The organism is Streptomyces sp. BK79 (genome assembly GCF_044142145.1).
Lineage (GTDB): Bacteria > Actinomycetota > Actinomycetes > Streptomycetales > Streptomycetaceae > Streptomyces.
On the sequence record NZ_JBHVOC010000009.1, the window covers coordinates 134,232 to 154,417 of the forward strand.

The window sequence follows — 20,186 nt, forward strand, 5'->3', positions numbered from 1 at the left end:
TCCGTCTTTTGTACCGTCTCGTCAGATCATGCCGGACCGTCGCCCTCACCGCCTGCCCCGCCCGGCACTTCGGCAAGCCGTGCCGACTCCATCTCCTCGGCGATCCGGCGGTGCTCGGCGGCCTTGCCCTCGTAGATGGCGGCCAGGCGCAGGTGGTACGCGGGGTCGTCCTCCTCGTAGATGTCCGGGACGCCGCTGAGGTCCTCGTCGCGCTCCTCCGCCTCGGTCAGCTTGCGGTACTTGGCGTTGCGCAGCTTGAGCAGGACGGTGGCCAGGAGGGCGGCGACGACCGAACCGGTCAGGACGGCGGCCTTGATCTCGTCGGTCAGCGCCGCGTCGCCCTCGAAGGCCAGCTCGCCGATGAGCAGGGAGACGGTGAAGCCGATGCCGGCCAGGGTCGCCACCGCGAACACGTCGGCCCACTCCAGGTCGTCGCTGAGCGAGGCCTTCGTGAAGCGCGCGGTCAGCCAGGTGCCGCCGAAGATGCCCAGCGTCTTGCCGACCACGAGCCCGAGCACGACACCGAGGGTCTCGGGCCGGGTGAACACGTCGGCCAGCGCGCCGCCCGAGAGCGAGACACCCGCGCTGAACAGCGCGAACAGCGGTACCGCCAGTCCCGCCGACAGGGGGCGCACGAGGTGTTCGATGTGCTCGCCGGGGGAGTGCTTCTCGCCCTCCCTGGTGTGGCAGCGCAGCATCAGGCCCATGGCGACGCCGGCGATGGTGGCGTGGACGCCGCTGTTGTACATCAGCGCCCAGATCACCAGGCCGAGCGGCACGTACACGTACCAGCCGCGCACGCCCTTGCGCAGCAGCAGCCAGAAGATCCCGAGGCCGACGACCGCGCCGCCGAGCGCGGCGAAGTTCAGGCTCTCGGTGAAGAAGACCGCGATGATCAGGATCGCGAACAGGTCGTCGACGACGGCGAGCGTCAGCAGGAAGGCGCGCAGGGCGCTCGGCAGGGACGTGCCGATGACGGCGAGCACGGCGAGCGCGAAGGCGATGTCGGTGGCGGTGGGCACGGCCCAGCCGGCCAGGGAGCCGCCGCCCGCGGTGTTGGTGACGGTGTACACGAGCGCCGGTACGGCCATGCCGCACAGCGCCGCCACCACCGGGAGCGCGGCGGCCCTCGGGTCCTTGAGGTCACCGGCGACCAGTTCGCGCTTGAGCTCGATGCCCGCGACGAAGAAGAAGACCGCGAGCAGTCCGTCGGCGGCCCAGTGGGCGACCGAGAGGTCCAGGCCGAGGGCCGCGGGACCGAAGTGGAAGTCGCTGACGCTCTCGTAGCTGTCGCTCACCGCCGGTATGTTCGCCCACGCCAGCGCGGCGATCGCGGCGACGAGCAGCAGGACGCCGCCGACTGTCTCGGTGCGCAACGCCTCCGCGACGTAGTTCCGCTCCGGGAGGCTCAGACGCCCGAAGGCTTTGCGGGGGGCTTGCGGCGCGGTCACTGGGAGAACCTCCGGTCGGTGGGCAGCACGGAACGCTTGCCGACCAGACTTCCCGGCACACCATGAGGATCTTGTTGAGTCTCTTACGCGTTCCTTAGCTTACCTAAACTGCGGTGGACCTGCCGGGTGATCTTCGTGACGGTGCGCAAGGGGGCGGAGCACGACGAAGGGCACCCGGCATGGCGCTCGCCGGGTGCCCTCGCGGCGGACGGTTCAGTCCTCGCTGGACGCCGACGGGAGCTGCGTCTGGATGAGGTCCATGACGGTGGAGTCGGTCAGGGTCGTGACGTCCCCGAGCTGCCGGTTCTCCGCCACGTCGCGCAGCAGGCGGCGCATGATCTTGCCGGAGCGGGTCTTGGGCAGCTCGGCCACCGGCAGGATCCGCTTGGGCTTGGCGATCGGGCCGAGGGCGGCCCCGACGTGACCCCGCAGGTCGGCCACGAGGGTCTCGGTCTCCGCGGCCGTTCCGCGCAGGATCACGAAGGCCACGATGGCCTGCCCGGTCGTCTCGTCCGCCGCGCCGACCACGGCCGCCTCGGCGACCGACGGGTGGGACACGAGGGCCGACTCCACCTCGGTGGTGGAGATGTTGTGACCGGAGACCAGCATCACGTCGTCGACGCGGCCCAGCAGCCAGATGTCGCCGTCGTCGTCCTTCTTGGCGCCGTCACCGGCGAAGTACTTGCCCTCGAAGCGCGACCAGTACGTGTCGATGAACCGCTGGTCGTCGCCCCAGATGGTGCGCAGCATCGACGGCCACGGCTCGGTGAGGACCAGGTAGCCGCCCCCGCCGTTCGGCACCTCGTTCGCCTCGTCGTCGACGACGGTGGCGCTGATGCCGGGCAGCGCGCGCTGGGCGGAGCCCGGCTTGGCCTCGGTGACGCCCGGCAGCGGCGTGATCATCATCGCGCCGGTCTCGGTCTGCCACCAGGTGTCGACGACCGGGGTGGTGTCGGCGCCGATGTTCTTGCGGTACCAGATCCACGCCTCGGGGTTGATCGGCTCACCGACCGAGCCGAGGACCCGCAGGGACGACAGGTCGAACTTGGCGGGGATGTCGTCGCCCCACTTCATGAACGTCCGGATCGCGGTGGGCGCGGTGTAGAGGATGGAGACCTTGTACTTCTGCACGATCTCCCAGAAGCGCCCCTGGTGCGGCGTGTCCGGGGTGCCCTCGTACATGACCTGCGTCGCGCCGTTGGCCAGCGGGCCGTAGACGATGTACGAGTGTCCGGTGACCCAGCCGACGTCGGCGGTGCACCAGTAGACGTCCGTCTCCGGCTTGAGGTCGAAGACGGCCCAGTGCGTGTACGCCGCCTGCGTGAGGTAGCCGCCGGAGGTGTGCAGGATGCCCTTCGGCTTCCCCGTCGTACCGGACGTGTAGAGGATGAACAGCGGGTGCTCCGCGTCGAACGCCTCCGGGGTGTGCTCGGCGGACTGCCGCTCCACGGTCTCGTGCCACCACTTGTCGCGGGAGTCGTCCCAGGCGACCTCCTGGCCGGTGCGGCGGACCACGAGCACGTGCTCGACGGTCCCCGCGCGCTCGACGGCCTCGTCGACGGCGGGCTTGAGCGCGGACGGCTTGCCGCGCCGGTAGCCGCCGTCGGAGGTGATGACGACGCGGGCGTCGGCGTCCTGGATGCGGGTCGCGAGGGCGTCCGAGGAGAAGCCGCCGAAGACCACCGAGTGGGCGGCGCCGATGCGCGCGCACGCGAGCATCGCGATCGCCGTCTCCGGGATCATCGGCATGTAGACGGCGACCCGGTCGCCCTTGCGCACACCCAGCTCCAGCAGGGCGTTGGCGGCCTTGCTCACCTCGTCCTTGAGCTGGGCGTAGGTGAGGGCGCGGCTGTCGCCGGGCTCGCCCTCGAAGTGGATGGCGACGCGGTCGCCGTGGCCGGCCTCCACGTGACGGTCGACGCAGTTGTACGCGACGTTCAGCTCGCCGTCCTGGAACCACTTGGCGAACGGCGGGTTCGACCAGTCCAGCGTCTCGGTCGGCTCCTTCGCCCAGCTCAGCCGGCGGGCCTGCTCGGCCCAGAAGCCGAGCCTGTCAGCCTTGGCCTGTTCGTACGCCTCCGCCGTGACGTTGGCGTTCGCGGCCAGGTCGGCGGGGGGTGCGAACCTGCGCTCTTCCTTGAGCAGGTTGGCCAAGGATTCGTTGCTCACGACATCTCCCTTTCTCAGGGTTGTCCGTTGTGTCCCAGGCCACAGCTCATCAGACCCGGGGGGCCGATGACAAGGGTCGACGGGCAATTGGTTTAGACCTGTCCGGCGGCCGCCTGACTTCGCGGCCAGTGGTCATCCGTACCCACGGACGCCGACGGCGCGGGGTTCAGCGTCTGTAACGACGCTCACACTCCCCGCGCCGCGGCGCTCCCGCCGCTCGGGGCGTCAGGCGGTCAGGTCGGTCTCCAGCACCAGCTCGAACACCCCGTCCCCGGCGTCCTCGGAGAGCAGGTACGCCTGGGCCTCGCCCACGTGGAAGTACATGCCGTGCAGTTCGAGTTCACCGGCGGCCAGGGCGCGGGACACCGCGTCGTGGGCGCGCAGGTGCTCCAACTGCTGGACCACGTTGGCGAGGCAGAGCTGCTCGGCCGCGTCGGCGGGGCGGCGTCCGGCCAGCCGGGGCCAGGCGCTCTCGTCCTCGGGCACGCGCTCCAGGCTCGGCAGCCCGTGCCGCAGCCACCGCTTGAGCGGGGTCTGCGCACCCCCGGGTTCGGCGCTGAGCAGCGCCTGCATGGCCCCGCACCCGGAGTGCCCGCACACCGTGATGGACCGCACCTTGAGCACGTCCACCGCGTACTCGATCGCGGCGGCCACCGAGTCGTCGCCGCTCTCCGCGCCGGGCAGCGGCACGAGGTTGCCCACGTTGCGTACGACGAAGAGGTCGCCGGGGCCACTGGAGGTGATCATCGACGTCACCACCCGGGAGTCGGCGCAGGTCAGGAACAGCTGGGAGGGCTGCTGTCCCTCGCGGGCCAGGCGGGCCAGCTCGCGCCGCACCAGGGGGGCGGTGTTGCGCTGGAACGCGCTGATGCCGCGCGCCAGTTCCCGCCCGCTGGGTCCGCTGGGCATGCCAGGCCCGCCGGTGCCGGTGCCGCCGGCGCTGACGGGGGTGTTGGCGCCAGGGCCGTCGGTGCCGCGGCCACGGGTGTCGCGGCCACGGGTGTCGCCCGGGCCGTCGCCGGGCCGGTCGGCCGCCGCGTCGGTCCGCTCGCCGGAGTCGTCGTCCGGCCGGTCGGTGCCCGCCGGGGGCATCGGCTGCGGGCGTTCGCACTGGTGGTTGCGCCAGGCGGTCCAGGGGCGGCAGCGGCAGTCCTCGGCGTCGGCCGGTTCGGACAGGCGGGTGCCGGGCCGGCGGCCGGTGATCTCGACGGAGCCCCCCTGCGTGGTGTGTGTCTTCTGCCAGTCCTGGAGCGTCTCGTAGGCCGCGTGGTCCATGAACGACCCGTCCAGCTCCACGACGGCGTCCGATCCCTGGGGCACCTGGTGCAGGACGCGGCTGAGCCTCGGCACCGCGAGGAACGTCAACTGCCCTCGGACGTGGACGTGATGGACTCCTCCCGTCTCGGCGTGCGTGATGCGGGTGCGGGTCAGGCGGTGCAGGGCGACGCCGACGGCCACGGCGATGCCGAGCGCGACGCCCTCCAGGACGCCGAAGAACACCACGCCGCAGGTGGTGACGGCGTAGACCAGCACCTCACGGTGGCGGGTCACCGTGCGGATGTGGTTCAGCGACACCATCTGGATGCCGACGGACATGACCAGGGCGGCGAGCGCGGCGAGCGGGATGAGCTCCAGGGCGGGGACCAGGAGCAGCGCGGCGATCACTACGAGAACGCCGTGCACCATCGTGGAGTTCCGGCTGACGGCGCCCGCGGCCACGTTCGCGGAACTGCGCACGGCCACACCGGCGATGGGCAGTCCGCCGAGCGAGCCGGAGACGATGTTGGCGGCGCCCTGCCCGAGCAGTTCGCGGTCGAGGTCGGACCGCTTGACCCGGCCGCTCAGACCGGGCCGGGCGGCGACCAGCTTGTCCACGGCGACGGCGCCGAGCAGCGACTGCACACTGCACACCAGCGTGGTGGTGAGGACGGCGGCGACCAGTCCGAGCACCGGGCCGTCGGGCAGGGTGGCCAGGGCGTGGCTGCTCCACGACGGCAGGTCGACCTTGGGCAGGCGCAGCCCGGCGAGGGCCGCGACCGCGGTGGCGCCGGCGACGGCGACCAGGGCGGCGGGGAGCCTGCCCAGCAGCCGTCCGGCCCGGCCGGGGACGCGCGGCCACAGGAACAGCAGGGTGAGGGTCAGCACGCTCACCGCCACGTCGGCGGGGCGCAGGTTCGCCAGCTGGGCGGGCAGTGCCACCAGGTTGTCGGGCACGGAACTCTGCGGGGTGCCGCCGAGGACGATGTGCAGCTGGGCGACGGCGATGGTGACGCCGATGCCGGCGAGCATGCCGTGGACGATGGCGGGGCTGACGGCGAGCGCGGAGCGGGCCACGCGCAGACAGCCGAGGCCGAGCTGGGCCAGCCCGGCGAACACGGTGATGGCGCAGGTCGTACGCCATCCGTACTGCTGGATGAGGTCGGCGGTGACCACGGTGAGACCGGCGGCCGGGCCGCTGACCTGGAGCGGGCAGCCGCCGAGCCACCCGACGACGATCCCGCCCACCGCGGCGGCGACGAGGCCGGCCTGGAGCGGGGCGCCGGTGGCGAGGGCGATGCCCAGGGAGAGGGGCAGGGCGATCAGGAAGACCGCGATCGAGGCCGACACGTCGGCTCCCGCGACGCGGAAGCGCCGGGGGCCGCCGGGCGGCGGACTGTGCGGGGGATGGACGTGCTTGGTGCGGGCCGAATCGGCGCGGGCGGGGACGCAGGCGGACATTTCTTTCCCGTCTCCTCCGGGGCTGCGCGGTCGCGGTCATGGACGGTCCCCCGCCGGGCGGGGGCGGTTCGCGGCCGTGGTCACGGCGTACAGCGGCGGGATGCCGAGCACTGGGTGAGTGCCCGGACGAGCACTCGACGAGCGCTCGACTGGTTGCACTCAGTAAACAGATCGTAATTCAGAGTAAAGAGGAGGCATAGACTTTTCGCGCAAATGGAGTAATGACCACTCGCACGTGAGTGAATCGGTCATTTCATCGGCTTGTCGTACTAATTCCTTCTCGCATACGTGCCACCTTGACGGCGCTGACGGCACGTCCCGGCTCAGCACCCGACATCGCCCTCGTCGGCGTTGGCCCGAGAGAAGGAAGAAGGTGGGCGGAAGATGGCCGCCACCCACAGGATGGCCGCGCGCGCCGCGATCGCCGCCGCGGTCTGTGCCGCGTCCCTCGCCGGTTGCGCGATCGACAGCGGAAACGGTTCCGGTGAAGGGACCCAGGGCCCGCAGAAGGAGAAGGGGAAAGCGGCCCCGGCCCCCAAGAACGCGGTCCGGCTGATCGGTGACGGCTCCACCGCCTACACCGGAGCCCAGCCGCACCTGCCCCGGCCCGAGCGCCTCAAGCCCGGACAGAAGCCCCCGCAGTTCGTGGTGTTCTCCTGGGACGGCGCGGGCGAGGACAGCCAGAGACTGTTCTCCCACTTCCGTGAAGTGGCCAAGGAGAACAACGCGACGATGACGTACTTCCTGAGCGGCGTGTACATGCTGCCGGAGGAGAAGCGGGACCTGTACCGGCCGCCCCAGCACTCCCCGGGCCGCTCCGACATCGGCTTCAACGACCAGGAGGGCATCGCCGACACCGTCAAGCAGCTGCGGCTGGCGTGGCTGGAGGGCAACGAGATCGGCACCCACTTCAACGGGCACTTCTGCGGCGCCGACGGCGGGGTCGGCGAGTGGTCCGTCGAGGAGTGGAAGGACGAGATCAAGCAGGCCAAGCAGTTCGTGAAGACCTGGAAGACCACCACCGGGGTGAAGAACGCGGCACCCCTCCCCTTCGACTACGACAAGGAGCTGATCGGCGCCCGCACCCCCTGCCTGGAGGGCCAGAAGAACTTCACCCGGGCCGCCGCCGAGATGGGCTTCCGCTACGACAGCAGCGGTGTGAACAACCAGGTCTGGCCCAAGAAGAAGCAGGAGCTGTGGGACCTGTCGATGCAGCTCGTGCCGTTCCCCGGGCACACGTTCGAGCAGCTCACCATGGACTACAACTTCATGGTCAACCAGTCCGGCACCACGACCCAGGGCGACCCCGCCAAGCACGCGTTCTGGGGCGACCAGATGCGTGACGGACTGCTCCAGGGCTTCCAGCGGGCCTACGACGGCAACCGCGCGCCCCTCATCATCGGCAATCACTTCGAGTCCTGGAACGGCGGCACCTACATGCGCGCCATCGAGGAGACCATCGAGGCGGTGTGCACCAAGGACGAGGTGCGCTGCGTCTCCTTCCGGCAGCTCGTGGACTGGCTGGACGCCCAGGACCCGAAGGTGCTGAAGAAACTGCGCACCCTGGACGTCGGCGAGGCCCCGAAGAAGGGCTGGGCCCCCTTCCTCTCGGCCGCCCCCGCACCGGCGCCGAAGGGCGTGCCCGGGGCACCGGCCGCCGAGCGGTGACGGGCCCGCGAGGGCGTCGTACCCCCTAGGCCGGGGCCACGACGCCCTCACCGAGGACGAAACCGGGGTCGACCTGGGCGGCCAGGTCGGCCCCGGTGCGTTCGTTGCCCCAGCTGCGGGCGTTCTTCAGGTGGAAGTGGACCATCTGGCGCGTGTAACGCCGCCAGTCCCGCAGCGCGTACGCCGCGTCGGCGGCCGTGTGCAGGGTGCTCAGCGCGTGCCGGTTGGCGTCCTCCAGGAGCCCGAACCGGGGCGGCCTGCCCTTCTCCATGGCGCGCACCCAGTCCGACTGCCCGACGGTCACCAGCAGGTCGTCCCCGACCTGTTCGCGGAGGTAGTCGAGGTCGTCCGGCCCCTGCACCTTGTTGCCGACGACCTTCAGGGTGACGCCGAAGTCGCGGGCGTACTCCTTGTACTGGCGGTAGACGGAGACCCCCTTGCGGGTCGGCTCGGCGACGAGGAACGTGAGGTCGAAGCGGGTGAACATGCCGGAGGCGAACGAGTCCGAGCCGGCCGTCATGTCGACCACGACGTACTCGTCACGGCTGTCGACCAGATGGTTGAGGCACAGCTCCACCGCTCCCGTCTTGGAGTGGTAGCAGGCGACTCCCAGGTCGGCGTCCGTGAAGGGCCCGGTGACCATCAAACGGACGGCCCCGCCGTCGAGTTCCACCGTCCGGGCGCACGCGTCGTAGACCGGGTTGTCCTCGCGCACCCGCAGCAGGCGCGAGCCCTCGCCGGGCGGGGTCGTCTTGATCATCTGCTCGACGGAGGCGATGCGCGGATTGCTGCCGCGCAGGTACTCCTTGATCAACGGCAGGTGCTCGCCCATCGCGGGCAGCCCGGCCGCCTCCGCCTCGTCGAGCCCCAGCGCGGCCCCCAGGTGCTGGTTGATGTCGGCGTCGATCGCGACGACGGGCGCACCGGCGGCGACGAGGTGGCGGACGAACAGGGAGGACAGGGTGGTCTTGCCGCTGCCGCCCTTCCCGACGAAAGCAATTTTCATGTTCACCAAGGGTAGTGGCGCGATAGCTGTAGGTGGCACGAGGGCCCGGAGGTACGTGAAGAAGACCACTCGTTCGTGGGGTGTGGCGCCGGGATGCGTAGGGTCGTACTCATGAGTACGACAGGCGCGACCGCCGATCCGCTCGCGGCCCTGGGCGCACTGCCCGGCGTGGCCGAGTCCGTGGAATCCGTACGCAAGGCCGTGGACCGGGTCTACGGCCACCGGATCATGCGGCGCCGCAGCAACGAGATCACCTCCGAGGCGGCCCTGCGCGGCGCCCGGGGCTCGGCGGCGCTGTCCGGGGCGGACTGGGCGCTGGAGGAGGTGCGCAGGCGCAGCGACTTCAGCGGCGACGACGAGGCGCGCGCGGTGGGCGCGGCCCTGCGGCTGACCGCCGAAGCCGGGCAGTTGCTGTCCATCTGGCGGCAGTCCCCGCTGCGCGTGCTGGCCAGGTTGCACCTGGTGGCCGCCGCGGACGACGCCGATCAGGTGGGGCGGCCCCGGCAGGAGGGCGAGCCGGTGGACGAGCCGCTCGTGGAGCTGCCGCTGCCGGGCGCCGAGGAGACGCACGGCCGGCTGGACGGCCTGGCCGGGCTGGTCAGGGCGGGTGGTTCCGCGCCGGCCCTGGTGACGGCCGCCGTCGTCCACGGTGAGCTCTTGGCCCTGCGCCCCTTCACCTCGCACAACGGCCTGGTCGCCCGCGCGGCCGAACGCATCGTCCTGGTCGGCAGCGGCCTGGACCCGAAGTCGGTCTGCCCGGCCGAGGTCGGCCACGCGGAACTGGGCCGCGCGGCCTACCTGGCGGCGCTCGACGGCTACGTCTCCGGCACGCCCGAGGGCATGGCCGCCTGGATCGCCCACTGCGGCAGGGCGGTCGAACTGGGCGCGCGCGAGTCCACGGCGGTGTGCGAGGCGCTCCAGCGCGGTGCGGCCTGACGACAGGCGCGGCGGGCGTGGCGGGCGTGGCGGGCGTGGCGGGCGTGTAGGACGCCACAGAAATGCGGCGGTACGAATATTCGTACCGCCGCTGGCATGACCACCGGGTTACCAAGCGTCCTCGATATGTTGCCCATCAGGTCGGGTGCTTTGCCCGTCACCTGGTGCGGCTGGCCCGTAATCGACGGGTCGACGTCGCGTGGGTGCCCAGTGTCCATGCTCGGTCCGTGGGGCCAAATGCGTTCTTAAGGTGATCCTTTCGGATGTCCTTGGTCTCGCGGGCCGTTGAGTCCTTTGTACTCCTGCGCCGGAACAACCGGAAGTGCCCGCCGCACTTCTTTACTTTTGCACTCATACGCGGGTGAAGGACCGCGGGCGAGGGTGAGGGTGTGGTGACGCCGCTGGAGGCGGTCGGGGCGCGGTCGGGGCGTCAGGCCACCGGGATCCGCCGTCGGCTCGCGTACCAGACGAGTCCCGCGGTGGCCGCGGCGGCGCCGATCGCGGCGGCGGCCACGAGTGCGGGGCGCGGCGGTACGGAGAAGCCCCGGACCCGCTGCTTGAGCCGCACCGGGCGATGGAAATCGAGAATCGGCCACTCGCGCGCGAGGGCCTCGCGGCGCAGCGTCCGGCCCGGGTTCACCGCGTGGGGGTGGCCGACGGCCTCCAGCATCGGCAGGTCGGTCGCCGAGTCGCTGTAGGCGTAGCAGCGGCTCAGGTCGTACCCCTCGGACCGAGCCAGTTCCCGGACCGCCTCCGCCTTGGTCGGGCCGTACGCGTAGTACTCCACCTCACCCGTGAAGCAGCCGTCGTCGCCCACGACCATGCGGGTCGCCACCACCCGGTCCGCACCGAGCAGCTCACCGATCGGCTCGACGACCTCGGCGCCCGACGTGGAGACGATCACGACGTCGCGGCCGGCGGCGTGGTGGTCCTCGATCAGGGAGGCGGCCTCGTCGTAGATGATCGGGTCGATCAGGTCGTGCAGGGTCTCGGCGACCAACTCCTTGACCAGCTCGACGTTCCAGCCGCGGCACAGCGCCGAGAGGTACTCCCGCATCCGTTCCATCTGGTCGTGGTCGGCGCCGCCCGCGAGGAACACGAACTGGGCGTACGCGGTACGCAGGACAGCTCTGCGGTTGATCAGCCCGCCTTGGTAGAACGACTTGCTGAACGTGAGCGTGCTCGACTTCGCAATGACCGTCTTGTCCAGGTCGAAGAAGGCCGCCGCGCGGGGCATGGAGTGGGTTCGGGAGTGGTTTTCCACGACCATGAGCATAGGCGGAGCCCATTCGGCGTAAGGTGGGGCGCGTGGGTTTGCCTGAGAAGGCTCTCGGGTACACCATGGAAGTCACGGATCGTTCGCGACCGTGCTAACCCGGTCCGACTCCTCCCCCCCCCGAGTCGGCCGTGGAGACGACCCCCGCTCTCCCCCCCGGCGGGGGTCGTCGCATGTCCGGGTGGGTTTTCAGGTGGTCTCAGCGGGCCGGTCCGCGTGGTGCGGCGGCGCTCTCGGCTGACATGTCATGCACCTGACTTGTTACGTAGGGTAACCGTCGGACTGCTCTGCGGAAGTCGTACAGAGGCCAGGGCTTGGCGGGGTCGGGCCCACCGGTATGGGTGGCGGGGATATTCACAACCGTCGAGTTGTCCACAGTTTTGGACCAAGATCCACACGATTTCCCGGATCGCTGCACCGTGATTCCCACGCGTCCGGGCCGCGCCGTGTTCCACGGCCGGTTCCGAATGCCGGACGCGTATGGCCGGGTTCGACCGAGGGCCGAACGCGAGGCCACGAGAAGTCGGCCGTGACTGCGGAAGTCGCGGCGAAGGGGGACACAGCACGATGACCGGAACCATCACCCAGGATCCGCTGCCCGCCGCCGGAGGGCGGCAGAACGGGCCTTTGATCGTCACCGAGGACACCGAACTCCTCGACGACCTGCTGCGCCTGTGCGCGGCGGCCGGAGCCACGCCGGAGGTGCACCACTCGGTGCCCACGGCACCCACGGAGCCGGCGACGCGGTCGGCGGCCTCGGCGACGCCGGCACCCCCCGCGTCCGGACCGTGGGGCAGTTGGGAGGCCGCGCCGCTCGTCCTGGTCGGCGATGACGCCGCCCGGCGCGTCCGCGGAGCGGCGCGGAGACGGGGCGTGGTCCTCGTGGGCCGCGATCAGGACGACCCGGGTGTCTGGCAGCGAGCCGTGGAGATCGGCGCCGACCACGTCCTGATGCTGCCCGACGGCGAGCAGTGGCTCGTCGACCGGATCGCCGACGTCGCGGAGGGCGTCGGCCGGCCCGCCCTCACCGTCGGCGTCATCGGTGGGCGCGGCGGAGCCGGAGCATCCACTCTGGCCTGCGCGCTGGCCGTCACGGCCGCACGAGAGGGGCTGCGCAGCCTCCTGGTGGACGCCGATCCGCTGGGCGGTGGCCTCGACGTCCTCCTCGGCGGGGAGACGGCCGAAGGGCTGCGATGGCCCGCGTTCGCGGCCTCACGCGGCCGGGTCGGCGGCGGTGCCCTGGAGGAGTCACTGCCGATGCTGCACTCCCTGCGGGTGCTCAGCTGGGACCGGGGCGACTGCGTCGCGGTACCGCCCCAGGCCGTGCGGGCGGTGCTCGCGGCGGCCCGGCGCAGGGGCGGCACGGTCGTCGTCGACCTGCCGCGCCGGATCGACGACGGTGTCGCCGAGGTTCTCGCCCAGCTCGACGTCGGGCTCCTCGTCGTCCCGGCGGAACTGCGGGCCGTCGCGGCGGCCGGGAGGGTGGCCGCGGCCGTCGGCATGGTCCTGCGCGATCTCCGGGTGGCGGTACGGGGGCCGTATGCCTCAGGGCTCGACGACCGCGAGGTGGCCCGGCTCCTCGGGCTGCCCCTGGCCGGAGAGGTGCCCGTCGAGCCCGGCCTCCTGCGCGCCACCGACAACAGGCGTCCCCCGGGAGCGTCCGCCCGCGGCCCCCTGGCGCGCTTCTGCCGGGGGTTCTGGGAGGGGGCGCTGGTGGAGACGGGCGGGGGTGGGTGAGGCGCGGGGCTGGGGCTGGGGGCTGGGGCTGTGGACGGCGAACGGGAGTGGTGAGAGGGAGGTTGACGTGGACGTGGACGTGGCTGGGGTGGTTGCGGTGACTGCAGGGACAGGGCCGGGGCCGGGGTCGGGGCGCGGTGGGGTGTCGGAGGTGGTGGCAGGGCGGGGTGCTGATGCGTCTGCGGGGCCGAACGCGAGGTTGCTACCGGGGTGGGCTTCCGGGGCGGCAGCGAGGCAGGTTCCGGTGGGGATGACGGGTCGGCGCCCGGCGCGGACGGCAGGGCTGAGCCCGGTGGGGACGGCAGGGCGGGTCCCGGTGGGGACGGCAGGGCAGAGTCCGGCGTGGACGACGGTGGTGGCCGGTGGGCGGTCTCCGGGGCAGGCGGCCGGGATGCTCGACGGGGTGCGGCGGTGGCTCGCCGAGAGCGGGGCGGAGCCGACGCCCGCACGCGTGGCGCAGGCCCTGCGGGAACAGGGGCGGGTACTGGGGGACGCCGAGGTCCTGGGCGCCGCCGAGCAGCTCAGGTCGGAACTCGTCGGCAGCGGACCGCTGGAACCGCTGCTCGCCGATCCGTCGGTGACGGACGTGCTGGTGTCCGCACCGGACCGGGTCTGGGTGGACCGGGGCGGTGGCCTGGAGCTGACGCCGGTCTCCTTCCCGGACGCCGGTGCGGTGCGGCGGCTCGCGCAGCGCCTCGCCACGGTCGCCGGGCGCCGGCTCGACGACGCCCGGCCGTGGGTGGACGCCCGGCTCCCCGACGGGACCCGGCTGCACGCGGTACTGCCACCGGTCGCCGTCGGCTGCACGTGCCTGTCGCTCCGGGTGGTACGGCCGCGGGCGTTCACGCTCGACGAACTGGTGGCGGCGGGCACCGTGCCGCCCGGCGGTGACCGGGTGCTGCGCGCGCTGCTGAGGGCCCGGTTGTCGTTCCTCGTCAGCGGCGGCACCGGCAGCGGGAAGACGACCCTGCTGAGCGCGCTGCTCGGGCTCGCCCGGCCGGACGAGCGGATCGTGCTCGCCGAGGACTCGGCGGAGCTGAGGCCGGACCACCCGCACGTCGTCCGTCTGGAGAGCAGACCCGCCAACCAGGAGGCCGCGGGCCTGGTGACCCTGGAGGACCTGGTGCGGCAGGCCCTGCGCATGCGCCCGGACCGGTTGGTCGTGGGCGAGGTGCGCGGCCCTGAGGTGGTGCATCTGCTCGCGGCACTGAACACCGGCCACAGCGGCTGCGGGACGGTCCACGCCAACGCGGCCGCCGACGTCCCGGCCCGGCTGGAGGCGCTCGGTACGGCCGCCGGCCTCGACCGGGCGGCCCTGCACAGCCAGCTGGCGGCAGCCCTTTCGGTGGTCCTGCACCTGGTGCGCGACCGGGCCGGGCGCCGCCGCATCGCCGAGGTGCACGTACTGGAGCGGGACGCGTCGGGGCTGGTGCGGACGGAGCCGGCGCTGCGGTGGGGCGCGGAGTCCTTCGCGGCGGAGCGCGGTTGGGGCCGTCTGCGGGAGCTGCTGCGCCGTGACGGTGACGGGCTCGGAACGCGACCTCTGGAAGAGGAGGCGGGCGGATGACGGGGACTGGACAGCTGTCCACGGGTGTGGCCCTGGCGTTCCTGGGAGCGGCGGGATGGCTGGCGGGGAGCGGCTGGCACACCGGGGTGCGACGCGCGCGGCTGATGTTCCTGTCTCACCGGGGCGTCGGCGGGGCGGCCGGAAGCGGGCCGCTCACGGTTCGCCGGGTGACGGACGGGCTGCGGCGGGTCCGTGGCCGGCTGCGGCCCGAGTGGTGGTCGCTGGTGGCCGGACTGCTCGTGGCCGTGCCGGGTGATTCCGTGCTGCCGGTCGTCGCGGGGGCGGCCGGGGTGCCGGTGCTGCGGCGGGCGCGACTGGCCCGCGGGGCGAGGCGGGCCCGGGAGCACCGGATGGACGCGGTGATCGCGCTGTGCGGGACGCTCGCCGGGGAGGTGCGGGCGGGACGGCAGCCGGGCGAGGCCCTGCTGTGCGCCGCGCACGACTCCGGAGGACTCGGCGACGCGCAGGCGACGGTACTTGCCGCCGCCCGGTTCGGAGGGGACGTCCCGGGCGCGCTCGCGGGGGCGGCGGGCCAACCGGGCGCCGAGGGCCTGCGGGGTCTCGCGGCGTGCTGGCGGGTCGCCGTCGACCAGGGGGCCGGATTGGCTGCCGGACTCGACCGGCTGGAGGGCGCTCTGTGCGCCGAACGCGACCAGCGGCGTGACCTGCGGGCCCAGTTGGCGGGAGCCCGTGCCACCGCGGTGATGCTCGCCGGCCTGCCGGTCCTCGGCCTCCTGCTGGGTGTGGCCCTCGGTTCCGATCCGTTGCGCGTGCTGCTGCACACCGGAGCCGGACTGGGCTGCCTGCTGGTCGGCGGCGTCCTGGAGGGCCTGGGCGTGTGGTGGGTGACGCGGATCGTACGGGGAGCGGAGGCGGTGTCGTGAACGGGAACCTTGTCCACAGCCTGGGGGCAGTGGTGGGGACGGCGCTGGTCACCGGATGGCTGGTGCGCGGATGGGGAGCCGCGCGGCGCGAACGGACGGTACGCGGACGTCTCACCGGGTTGCTCGCTCCGGAACCGGCCCGCACCGCTCCACGACGCGCCGCGGCGCTGGGCGCCGTACGCGACGGGATCCCGCTGGCGGGCACGGTGGGCGCCGGCTGGGTCCTGGTCGGAGATGTCGCCGGCCTCGTGGTGGGGCTGGTGGGCGCGGCGGGGCTGTGGTGTTGGCGCAGGCGGCGGTCGGCCGCCGGTACGGACGAGGCGGAGGCCGTGGCCGCCGAGGCCGCTCGCCAACTGCCGCTTGCCGCGGACCTGCTGGCGGCCTGCATCGCGGCGGGCGCCGGACCGGTGGTCGCGGCCCAGGCGGTGGGCGAGGCCCTCGGCGGGCCGGTCGGAGACGCGTTGGGGCGGGGCGCCGCGGAGGTGCGGCTCGGCGGTGAACCGGGACGTGCCTGGCGCGGGTTGACCGCGGTACCGGGAGCCGGGCCGCTGGCGCGGTTGCTGGAGCGGGCCGACGTGTCCGGCCTGCCCGCGGCGGGGCCGGTCGCCCGGATCGCCACCCAGGCCCGTGCCGAATGGGCCCGCACGACGACAGCCGGGGCCCGGCGCGCGGCCGTCATGGTCACCGCGCCGGTGGGGCTCTGCTTCCTGCCCGCGTTCATCGCCGTGGGCGTACTGCCGGTGGTGATCGGCCTCGCGGGCGGCGTGCTGGGGGACGGGGGAGGTGGTCGCTGACGCAAAGAGCGGGCCGGTGGGTGTCGGCCGGTGAGTGACCTACGGATCGACAAGTGAGCAGGAACGGACCTCACGGGGGTTGCGATGTACCAGGCAGTGCGGGCACGGCTGAGTGCCCTGGTGTGCGGAGTGCGGACGGCGCGGCGGTGGCGGCGGGCCGGGCGGCGGGACGCGGGGATGGTCACGTCCGAGTACGCGATGGGGATCGTCGCGGCGGTGGCGTTCGCCGTGGTCCTCTACAAGGTGGTGACGAGCGGCGCGGTCAGTGCCGAGTTGCAGGGCATCGTGAAGCAGGCACTCGATGCGCGGATGTGAGCGGGCACCGGGGGCGAAGCCCCGTGAGGCGACCGGCCGTCGGTCCGGCAGGAAGCAGGGCGCCGGCTCCGACAGGGGGTTCGTGACGGCGGAGACGGCCGTGGTGCTGCCGGTGCTGGTCGTGTTCGCGATGGCGCTGGTGTGGGGGCTGCTCGTGGTGGCCGCGCAGATCCAGTGCGTGGACGCGGCCCGCACCGGCGCCCGCGCGGCGGCCCGCCAGGACTCGGCCGACGCGGTCGTCGAGGTCGCCAGAGAGGCGGCACCGCGCGGGGCCAGGGTCACGATCGGCCGGGAGGCGGGGCACGTCCGCGTGATCGTGGTGGCCGAACCACCGGCGTTGCACGGACTGCCCTTCGAGGTACGGGAGGAGGCCGTGGCTTCGGTGGAGCAGGCGGTGGGGGCGGAGCCATGAGTCCCGACGCCCTGCTCCGGGCGGTGAGCGACCGGGTCCCGGGTTTCGGCCCGGGCCCCGGGGCGGCGACTGACCCCGCCCTCGGCTCCGATGCCGGCTCCGACGCTGGCTCCGGCTCCGGTGCCGATCGAGGGTCCGCCACGGTGTGGAGTGTTGGTGCCGTCGCCGTGCTGTGCCTGGTGTTCGGAATCGTGCTGGCCCTGGGGCAGGCCGTCGTGGCCCGGCATCGCGCGGCGGGCGGTGCCGACATGGCGGCGCTCGCCGCGGCGGACCACTGGGCACAGGGCGGCACGGCGGCCTGCGCACGAGCGGACCGGGTCGCTCGCGCACAGGGGACCAGGCTGGTGCGGTGCGTCCTCACCGGCCAGGTCTCGGACGTGACGGCGACGTCGGGCAGGGGCCCGTTCGCGGCACGGGTCCGTGCACGAGCCGGCCCGGCGACGGACGTACCGCCGCCCGGAACACCACCGGCGGAGGCCTTGACGACCGGCACACCGACGGATGTCTCGTGGACCGGCACCGGCACCGGCACCGGCACCGGCACCGGCACCGGCACCGGCATCGGCACCGGCACCGGCGGCAGCGTAGGCGAAGGGGAAGGCGGAGGCGGCGCCGTCGGCGGCCCGCCTACCCGGGTTCCGTACCGTCCGCGGGCGCCCACTCCGGTCCAGCACCCGTACCTGCCCCTGTCCCCGTACCGGTCCCCGTCCCCGTCCTTCGGCCCGTCTCCGCGTCCTCCGGGGTCTCCCGAGACGCCGTCGCCGACGCCTCCGCAGGGGCCTCCGCTCCCGCCGCGCCCCGCAGCAGCACAGTGAGCAGCCGTACGGCGCCGCGCTTGTGCAGCGGATCGTTGCCGTTGCCGCACTTGGGGGACTGGATGCAGGACGGGCAGCCGGCGTCGCACTCGCAGGAGGCGATGGCCTCACGGGTGGCGGTGAGCCACTCGCGGGCCGTGTGGAAGGCGCGCTCGGCGAAGCCCGCGCCGCCGGGATGGCCGTCGTACACGAAGACCGTCGGCAGGAGGGTGTCCGGGTGCAGCGGGACCGACACGCCGCCGATGTCCCAGCGGTCGCAGGTCGCGAACAGGGGCAGCATGCCGATCGAGGCGTGCTCGGCGGCGTGCAGGGCCCCGCCGAGGATCTCGGGGTTGATCCGGGCCGCGTCCAGCTGGTCCTCGGTGACGGTCCACCACACCGCCCGCGTGCGCAGCGTCCGGGGAGGGAGGTCGAGCTTGGTCTCGCCCAGGACCTCGCCGGTGATCAGGCGCCGGCGCAGGAAGGAAACCACTTGGTTGGTGACCTCGACGGAGCCGTAGCACAGGCGTCCGTCGCCCCAGGGGACCTCGGTGTCGGTCTCCAGGACCGAGATCGACGTCGTGTCCCGGGCCACCGTGGAGTACGACGGGGTCGCCTGCTCGACCAGCGCGACGGAGTCCTCCAGGTCGAGGGAGCGGACGAGATAGGTGCGGCCCTGGTGGAGGTGCACGGCGCCTTCGTGGACCGTGGTGTGGGCGGCGCCGGCGTCCACCGTGCCCAGCAGCCGGCCCGTCCCGGCCTCGACCACCTGGACCGGCCGGCCGCCCTCCCCCCGGATGTCGGTCAGGTCGGCGGCCCGTTCCCGGCGCGTCCAGTGCCAGGCGCGGGTCCGGCGGCGCAGCAGCCTGGCCTCCTCCAGCTGCGGGAGCAGCTCCGCGCAGGCGGGACCGAAGAGGGGCAGGTCCTCCTCGGTCAGGGGCAGCTCCGCCGCCGCCGCGCACAGGTGCGGGGCGAGGACGTACGGATTGTCGGGGTCGAGGACCGTCGACTCCACCGGCTGGTCGAACAGGGCCTCCGGATGGTGCACGAGGAAGGTGTCCAGCGGATCGTCGCGGGCGACCAGTACCGCCAGCGCCCCCTGCCCGGACCGGCCCGCGCGGCCCGCCTGCTGCCACAGCGAGGCGCGGGTGCCCGGGTAGCCGGCGATCACCACGGCGTCGAGGCCGGAGATGTCGAGGCCCAGTTCGAGGGCGTTCGTCGCCGCGAGGCCGAGGAGTTCGCCGGAGTGCAGGGCGCGTTCCAGCGCGCGGCGTTCTTCGGGGAGGTAGCCGCCGCGGTAGGCCGCCACGCGCCCAGGCAGCGAGCGGTCGACCTCGGCCAGGCGTTCCTGGGCGATGACCGAGATCAGCTCGGCGCCGCGCCGGGAGCGTACGAAGGCGATGGAACGCATGCCCTGCACGGTGAGGTCGGTGAGCAGGTCGGCGGCCTCCGCCGTGGCCGTGCGGCGGACCGGCGCGCCCTTCTCGCCCGCCATCTCGGTCAGCGGCGGCTCCCAGAGGGCGAACACCAGTTCACCGCGCGGTGAGGCGTCGTCGGCGACCTCGACCACCGGCAGCCCGGTCAGCCGGCGGGCCGCCACCGAGGGCTCGGCGGCGGTCGCGGAGGCGAGCAGGAAGACGGGCGACGCGCCGTAGCGGGCACACAGTCTGCGCAGTCTTCGCAGCACCTGGGCGACGTGGGAGCCGAAGACGCCGCGGTAGGTGTGGCACTCGTCGACGACGACGTACTTCAGCGACTTCAGGAAGGAGGCCCAGCGTGGGTGGGACGGGAGGATGCCGCGGTGCAGCATGTCCGGGTTGGTCAGCACGTAGGTGCCGAACTGGCGGATCCACTCGCGTTCCTCGAACGGCGTGTCACCGTCGTACACCGCGGTCCGCACGGATGTGCCCAGAGGTTGTGAAAGTTCCTTCACCGAACGGCACTGGTCGGCGGCCAGCGCTTTGGTCGGAGCCAGGTAGAGCGCGGTGGCGCCCCGCCCGTTCGGGGCCTCGGAGCCGTCCAGGAGCGCCGACAGCACAGGCACCAGGTACGCCAGCGACTTGCCCGAGGCGGTGCCGGTGGCGACGACCACCGAGTCGCCGTCCAGGGCGTGCTCCGCCACGCGTGCCTGGTGGGCCCAGGGATGTTCGATTCCCGCGGCCCGCACGGCCGCGACGACCTCCGGGCGAATACGGTCCGGCCAGAGGGCATGACGGCCCGCACGCGGGGGCAAGTGCTCCGTATGAGTGATGCGCGTAGCCCGGTTCGGTCCCGCGGCGAGCCGGTCCAGGAGTGTGCCCGGTTCCGGCCGGGAGCCGGGCTCCGCCAGGGGTCGATCGGATCGGTGATTCTTGGCCATCGGCACCGAGTCTGTCACTGGCGTGACGGACAATGGACCCAAGGCGTCGTGCACGCCTGCCGGTAAGTGATTGAATGCCATCGCGGCTGGCGAACGTCCT

The 20,186-nt window shown here is 72.8% G+C and carries 14 protein-coding genes and 1 pseudogene; 9 read left to right on the forward strand and 6 right to left on the reverse strand.

Annotation, left to right across the window (positions count from 1 at the left end):
• Positions 1 to 26 precede the first annotated feature (26 nt).
• From nhaA to ACFIF2_RS13610, 3 genes are all read right to left on the reverse strand, one after another.
• Entirely contained in the window at positions 27 to 1,451 is a 1,425-nt protein-coding gene (gene nhaA, locus ACFIF2_RS13600; protein WP_395572861.1) for a Na+/H+ antiporter NhaA, read from the reverse strand.
• Between the two features lie 213 nt (positions 1,452 to 1,664).
• Positions 1,665 to 3,620 carry an acetate--CoA ligase gene (gene acs / locus ACFIF2_RS13605; RefSeq protein ID WP_395572862.1) on the reverse strand — a complete coding sequence of 652 codons (1,956 nt, stop codon included), beginning with the start codon at positions 3,618 to 3,620 and terminating at the stop codon, positions 1,665 to 1,667.
• 225 nt (positions 3,621 to 3,845) lie between these two features.
• Positions 3,846 to 6,338, reverse strand: coding sequence for a bifunctional SulP family inorganic anion transporter/carbonic anhydrase (locus ACFIF2_RS13610; protein WP_395572863.1), 2,493 nt, complete (start codon positions 6,336 to 6,338; stop codon positions 3,846 to 3,848).
• Positions 6,339 to 6,722: 384 nt separating this feature from the next.
• On the opposite strand from ACFIF2_RS13610, the gene ACFIF2_RS13615 reads away from it, so the two are divergent.
• Positions 6,723 to 8,006: a hypothetical protein gene (locus ACFIF2_RS13615; RefSeq protein ID WP_395572864.1), complete on the forward strand. Its 1,284-nt coding sequence runs from the start codon at positions 6,723 to 6,725 to the stop codon at positions 8,004 to 8,006.
• A 25-nt stretch (positions 8,007 to 8,031) separates the two neighbouring features.
• Here ACFIF2_RS13615 and ACFIF2_RS13620 read toward each other — a convergent pair whose 3' ends face one another.
• A complete protein-coding gene (locus tag ACFIF2_RS13620; protein ID WP_395572865.1) occupies positions 8,032 to 9,012 on the reverse strand; it encodes an ATP-binding protein in 981 nt (326 codons plus the stop codon).
• A 111-nt stretch (positions 9,013 to 9,123) separates the two neighbouring features.
• On the opposite strand from ACFIF2_RS13620, the gene ACFIF2_RS13625 reads away from it, so the two are divergent.
• Complete coding sequence (locus ACFIF2_RS13625) at positions 9,124 to 9,948, forward strand: oxidoreductase (protein ID WP_395572866.1); 825 nt, start codon at positions 9,124 to 9,126, stop codon at positions 9,946 to 9,948.
• 430 nt (positions 9,949 to 10,378) lie between these two features.
• Here ACFIF2_RS13625 and ACFIF2_RS13630 read toward each other — a convergent pair whose 3' ends face one another.
• The gene (locus ACFIF2_RS13630) at positions 10,379 to 11,224 is read right to left on the reverse strand and encodes an HAD family hydrolase (RefSeq protein ID WP_395572867.1); all 846 of its coding nucleotides are present in this window, start codon (positions 11,222 to 11,224) and stop codon (positions 10,379 to 10,381) included.
• 567 nt (positions 11,225 to 11,791) lie between these two features.
• Between ACFIF2_RS13630 and ssd the strand changes: the two genes are divergently transcribed.
• The 7 genes and pseudogenes from ssd to ACFIF2_RS13665 all read left to right on the forward strand — a co-directional run.
• On the forward strand, positions 11,792 to 12,961 hold the full coding sequence (gene ssd / locus ACFIF2_RS13635; RefSeq protein WP_395572868.1) for a septum site-determining protein Ssd: 1,170 nt from the start codon (positions 11,792 to 11,794) through the stop codon (positions 12,959 to 12,961).
• A 391-nt stretch (positions 12,962 to 13,352) separates the two neighbouring features.
• Complete coding sequence (locus tag ACFIF2_RS13640) at positions 13,353 to 14,528, forward strand: TadA family conjugal transfer-associated ATPase (RefSeq protein ID WP_395572869.1); 1,176 nt, start codon at positions 13,353 to 13,355, stop codon at positions 14,526 to 14,528.
• A complete protein-coding gene (locus ACFIF2_RS13645; RefSeq protein WP_395572870.1) occupies positions 14,525 to 15,412 on the forward strand; it encodes a type II secretion system F family protein in 888 nt (295 codons plus the stop codon). The genes ACFIF2_RS13640 and ACFIF2_RS13645 overlap by 4 nt, the downstream gene beginning before the upstream one ends.
• Positions 15,409 to 16,206, forward strand: a complete 798-nt coding sequence (locus ACFIF2_RS13650) for a type II secretion system F family protein (RefSeq protein WP_395572871.1) — start codon at positions 15,409 to 15,411, stop codon at positions 16,204 to 16,206. The genes ACFIF2_RS13645 and ACFIF2_RS13650 overlap by 4 nt, the downstream gene beginning before the upstream one ends.
• An 84-nt stretch (positions 16,207 to 16,290) precedes the next feature.
• Positions 16,291 to 16,521, forward strand: coding sequence for a DUF4244 domain-containing protein (locus ACFIF2_RS13655; protein ID WP_395572872.1), 231 nt, complete (start codon positions 16,291 to 16,293; stop codon positions 16,519 to 16,521).
• Complete coding sequence (locus tag ACFIF2_RS13660) at positions 16,508 to 16,933, forward strand: TadE family type IV pilus minor pilin (protein ID WP_395572873.1); 426 nt, start codon at positions 16,508 to 16,510, stop codon at positions 16,931 to 16,933. The genes ACFIF2_RS13655 and ACFIF2_RS13660 overlap by 14 nt, the downstream gene beginning before the upstream one ends.
• 143 nt (positions 16,934 to 17,076) lie before the next feature.
• Positions 17,077 to 17,403 (forward strand): annotated as a pseudogene (locus tag ACFIF2_RS13665) (Rv3654c family TadE-like protein); the annotation flags it as partial.
• A gap of 157 nt (positions 17,404 to 17,560) precedes the next feature.
• On the opposite strand, the gene ACFIF2_RS13670 reads toward ACFIF2_RS13665, so the two are convergent.
• Complete coding sequence (locus ACFIF2_RS13670; RefSeq protein ID WP_395572874.1) at positions 17,561 to 20,167, reverse strand: DEAD/DEAH box helicase; 2,607 nt, start codon at positions 20,165 to 20,167, stop codon at positions 17,561 to 17,563.
• Positions 20,168 to 20,186 lie beyond the last annotated feature (19 nt).